Origin of the sequence: Mycobacterium sp. (assembly GCF_050701675.1) — a bacterium.
GTDB lineage: Bacteria > Actinomycetota > Actinomycetes > Mycobacteriales > Mycobacteriaceae > Mycobacterium.
Genome location: NZ_JBOGDD010000111.1, coordinates 1 through 4,058, shown reverse-complemented (window position 1 = coordinate 4,058; position 4,058 = coordinate 1). Strand labels below are relative to the sequence as shown.

Here is a 4,058-nt window from a genome sequence, read left to right as displayed (position 1 = left end):
CCTGGCGGGGACCTCGATCGCGGGCCGGTTCACCGACGCGCATCGCAGGGCGATCCGCGACAGTCGGATCGAGCCGACCCGCCGACTCGCCGAGGTCGCCGCTTCCGGCTCGGACGGCCCGCGGACGTTCATCAGCGCATCGGCGATCGGCTACTACGGATTCGACCGTGGCGATGCCGTGCTGTCGGAGGACAGCGGGCGCGGCGACGGATTCCTCGCGGACGTCGTCGCCGATTGGGAGGCGGCCACCGAGCCTGCCGTCGAAGCGGGGCTGAGGGTGGTCACGGTGCGCACCGGCATCGTGCAGGCCGCCCGGGGCGGCACGCTCAAACTGATGCGGCCCCTGTTCGCGGCCGGGCTGGGCGGTCGGCTCGGCAGTGGACGGCAGTGGTTGTCCTGGATCGGGATCGACGACCTCATCGAGGTGTACTACCGAGCGCTGTACGACGGCCTACTCACCGGGCCGGTCAACGCCGTGGCGCCGAACCCGGTGCGAAATGTCGACTACACCAAGGCACTTGCGCGCACGCTTCACCGTCCCGCGGTGTTGCCGGTGCCCTCGCTGGGGCCACGGCTGCTGCTCGGAAGCCAGGGCGCGCGTGAGCTGGCCGAGGCCGACCAACGGGTGGATCCGGTCAAGCTACGGGCCGTCGGTCATCGTTTCCGGCAGCCGCTGATCGGTGACGTCCTGGCCCACCAGTTGGGGCATGCTCAGCCCTGAGCGACGGTATCGATGAAGGCGCGGACGAGTGCGTGCACTCGTTTGGTGGCGTCGTCGACGACTCGCGTTGTGGCATCGCGCAATTGGTCGGCGGTCAGGCTGAGTTCGGCGATCTCGTCGCGCCCGTTGCCCGCCAACCACAGCTCGAGGAGTTCTTCGTCGACCTCGGGATGGAACTGAAGGCCCATCGTGCGGCCCAGCACGAAGGCCTGTGACGCATTGGCGTTCCTGGCGATCTCGACCGCCCCGTCCGGCGCGCTGAACCGGTCGAAGTGCCACTCGAACCACGGTCCGGTCGGGATCAGGTCCGTCCGCGAGGAATCGACGTCGTACCAGCCGATCTCGGGTGCGGGCGAGCGGCTCACCGAGCCGCCGAGGGCGTGGGCGAGGAGTTGGCCGCCGAAGCACACGCCGAGCATCGGCACGCCCGCCGCGTGCGCGTCCCGCACCATCGCGACCTCGGAGGTGATCCAGTCCAGCTCGTCGTTTACCGACCAGCGGGATCCGAGTGGGACGATGGCGTCGTACCCGCGCGGGTCGGGCAGCGTCACGTCGAATGCGAGATCCTCGAGGCGGGCAGCCGACACCACCTCGAATGCCTCTACGTCGTAGCCACATTCGGTTAACGCATTCCCGAGCATCGCCTCTGGTGCGATGGGGTCGTTATAGAGGAACAGCACCTTCTTCGCCACTGTTAGAGGATACGGGTGACCGGCGGTTATTTCGCGGGGGGCGCCGGCGGAGCATGGTCGGGGGCGAGCTCGGCGCCGATCCGGCGGAACAGGACCTCGGAGGCGTTCGAGTAGTCGCCCTCGGCGTCGAACGCCTCGGGGGCGAAGGTCGCGGCGACGGCGATCGCGATCTTCTCCTCGGGCAGATACGCCTCAACGGCGGAGTACCCCGCGAACATCGGATTCTGCAATAGCCACTCACCGGAGATGACGATGCCCATTCCGTAGGTGTAGCCCTCGCCCATCGGGGCGCAGGTGGTGCAGCCGGGCTGGGCCCTGGTCTTGCCTCGCAGGTCGGTGGACACCAGCTTCTGGTAGGACTCCCTGGAGAGCAGCTTGCCCGAGCCGATCCCCACCGCGGAGGCTTCGAGGTCGTAGATGTTCGACGTCTGAATCGCGCCGTGGGTGATCGTCCACGACGGATTCCAGTAGGTGCTCTCCTCGTAGAACGGAGTGTCTGCGGGAATCCGAAGTGCTGCACGACGTTCGGAGGTGAAGGCGTGCAGCACCGGTGCCGGAATCTCGGCGGTGTCGGAGTTCGCGGTATTGGTCAGGCCGAGCGGCTTCAACACGTTGTCCGACAACAGCTTCGGCATCGGCTTGCCCGTCGCCTTCTCCAACGCCAGTCCGAGCAGGACGTAGTTGGTGTGCGCGTAGTTCCAGTTGGTCCCTGGAATGTATTGAAGGGGCTGGTCGACGGCGAAGTCCAGCAACTCCTTGGTGGTCCACTGCCGGAACGGGTCGGCGTAGAGCGCGTCGTTCATCGCGGTGTTGCCGATGACGTAGTCGACGTAGCCCGAGGTCATCTGAGCGAGCTGGCCCAGGGTCACGCGGTCGGAGTGCGGCACCTCCGGCAACCACGTCGACAGCCTGTCGTCGAGTTTGACCTTCCCCTGATCGACGAGACGCAACAGCAGGGTGGAGACGTACGAGATCGCCACCGCCCCATTGCGGAAGTGCATGTCCGTGGTGGCGGGAACACCGGTCATGGACTCGCCGACCGCTCGGGTGACGATGTCGCGGGCGTCCTTCGTCACCCGTACGATCACGGCCCGCAGGTGCGACTGCGCCATCACGTCGTCGACGATCCTCATCACCTCATCGGCCTGGGCCGAGTCGGCGGTGGGCGCGGAGCTCTCCGGCACGGGTGCCACGGAGGCGCACGCGGTCAACAGCATTCCCGCGCACACGAGGGCACCGATCGATTGACGCAGAGGCATACCAGAGCCTCCCAGCTCGATGGGGGATCGGTGCTCGAATCGATGCGAAACCGTGCAGCCGCCGTCAAGGATCGAGCGGTATCGTGCCTAACGTCGGCTTGTCACGAGTTCGCAGGTGGTGAGAATGACCAACTTCTACACGATCGTCGTCGTGGTCACCGTCGCCGTTCACTTCGCCTTCGTGGGCTACGGGGTGATCGGCGGATTCCTGGCGCTGCGCTGGCCCAAGACCATCTGGCTGCACGTGCCCGTGGTGATCTGGTGCGTCGCGATCGAGGTCGTCGACTTCATCTGCCCGCTGACGGCGTTGGAGCGCTGGGGCAGGGCAGGCGCGGGCATGGCACCGCTGCCGTCCGACGGATTCATCGACCACTACATCACCGGAGTGTGGTACCCGGCGCAGGACGAGAATCTGGTCCTCGTGCTGGTGCTCGTCACGGTCGTCACATCCTGGGTCCTGGTCGCGCGCAAGGCCGGCCGCAGACGATCCCTGGCCCCGGATGCGGCGGTCACGCCAGTGGGGAAGCTGAGCCGGTCCCGGCGCTGAGGAGTCAGGCCGACGGAATGTCGAGGAGCTGCTCGTAGAATCCGCCGAAGCCACGTTCGCGGTCGACGAGATGCACCTCGAGAATCCAGTGGCACTGCTGACCGGCGGCATCCAGACGTCGCATCGGGTTGTTGTTCGCAGGCGCAATGTAACTCTCGAGGTTGTCACCCTCGATCCGCACGTGCGGAAACTCGCCGACCAGGTGCCCGGCATGTTCTGTGGCGTGGCCCCACCCGGCGGCGGCGATCAGTCCCGAGACGTAGGCGAACAGCTGTGCCCCGGTGATGTCCGGATGTGAGGCGAAGTGGGCCCGCCCCGACTCCCAGATCCGAGGCAGATCGTCGGCGAGCCGGTGCTTCGTCGGGTCGTCGCCGAGAACGTACGTCCGGCCGAAGTCTGCCTCCCACTCGGCGAAGATCGGGCCGAAGTCGAGGAAGAGGATGTCGTCGGCGTCCAGGATGCGGTCCGGCGGGTTCTCGTCGTAGGGCAGGAGCGTGTTGGCGCCCGCCCGCACGATGCGCTTGTGCCAGAACTTCCTGGTGTCGAACAGTTCCGCGGCCAGGTCGCGGATCTGGTCGCTGAGCTGACGTTCGCCGACGCCTGGCACGATCAGCCCGCGCGCTACCACCTCGTCGAACAGCGTGTGTGCCTTGCGTTCGGCCTCGCGAAGGGCTTCTACTCGGGCGCTTTCGATGGCCTGCATGACCATCATTGTTCCCTAAGAGTTGCGGCGGCAGGTCGCCGCGCCAGCCGCTCAGCACGTCCTCGACGCGGTCCCACACCTGAGCTCCGCGAAGGCTGCGCGCCGAATCAATGTCGGTAGGTGGCGGTAGTGTCGA

At 66.7% G+C, this 4,058-nt stretch carries 5 protein-coding genes; 2 read left to right on the top strand and 3 right to left on the bottom strand.

What is annotated here, in order from left to right; genetic code table 11:
- A partial coding sequence (locus ACRDUX_RS03440; RefSeq protein WP_526411043.1) for a TIGR01777 family oxidoreductase occupies positions 1 to 721 on the top strand: 721 nt, incomplete at its 5' end.
- Here the strand turns inward: ACRDUX_RS03440 and ACRDUX_RS03435 are convergent.
- Both ACRDUX_RS03435 and ACRDUX_RS03430 read right to left on the bottom strand, forming a co-directional pair.
- Positions 712 to 1,413, bottom strand: a complete 702-nt coding sequence (locus ACRDUX_RS03435) for a type 1 glutamine amidotransferase (protein WP_526411042.1) — start codon at positions 1,411 to 1,413, stop codon at positions 712 to 714. The genes ACRDUX_RS03440 and ACRDUX_RS03435 overlap by 10 nt on opposite strands.
- Positions 1,414 to 1,439: 26 nt before the next feature.
- Positions 1,440 to 2,672 carry a serine hydrolase domain-containing protein gene (locus ACRDUX_RS03430; protein ID WP_526411040.1) on the bottom strand — a complete coding sequence of 411 codons (1,233 nt, stop codon included), beginning with the start codon at positions 2,670 to 2,672 and terminating at the stop codon, positions 1,440 to 1,442.
- A 124-nt stretch (positions 2,673 to 2,796) separates the two neighbouring features.
- Here ACRDUX_RS03430 and ACRDUX_RS03425 point away from each other — a divergent pair, with 124 nt between their 5' ends.
- Entirely contained in the window at positions 2,797 to 3,219 is a 423-nt protein-coding gene (locus ACRDUX_RS03425) for a DUF2784 family protein (protein WP_526411038.1), read from the top strand.
- A gap of 4 nt (positions 3,220 to 3,223) precedes the next feature.
- On the opposite strand, the gene ACRDUX_RS03420 is transcribed toward ACRDUX_RS03425, so the two are convergent.
- Complete coding sequence (locus ACRDUX_RS03420) at positions 3,224 to 3,922, bottom strand: M24 family metallopeptidase (RefSeq protein WP_526411036.1); 699 nt, start codon at positions 3,920 to 3,922, stop codon at positions 3,224 to 3,226.
- Between the last annotated feature and the right edge of the window lie 136 nt (positions 3,923 to 4,058).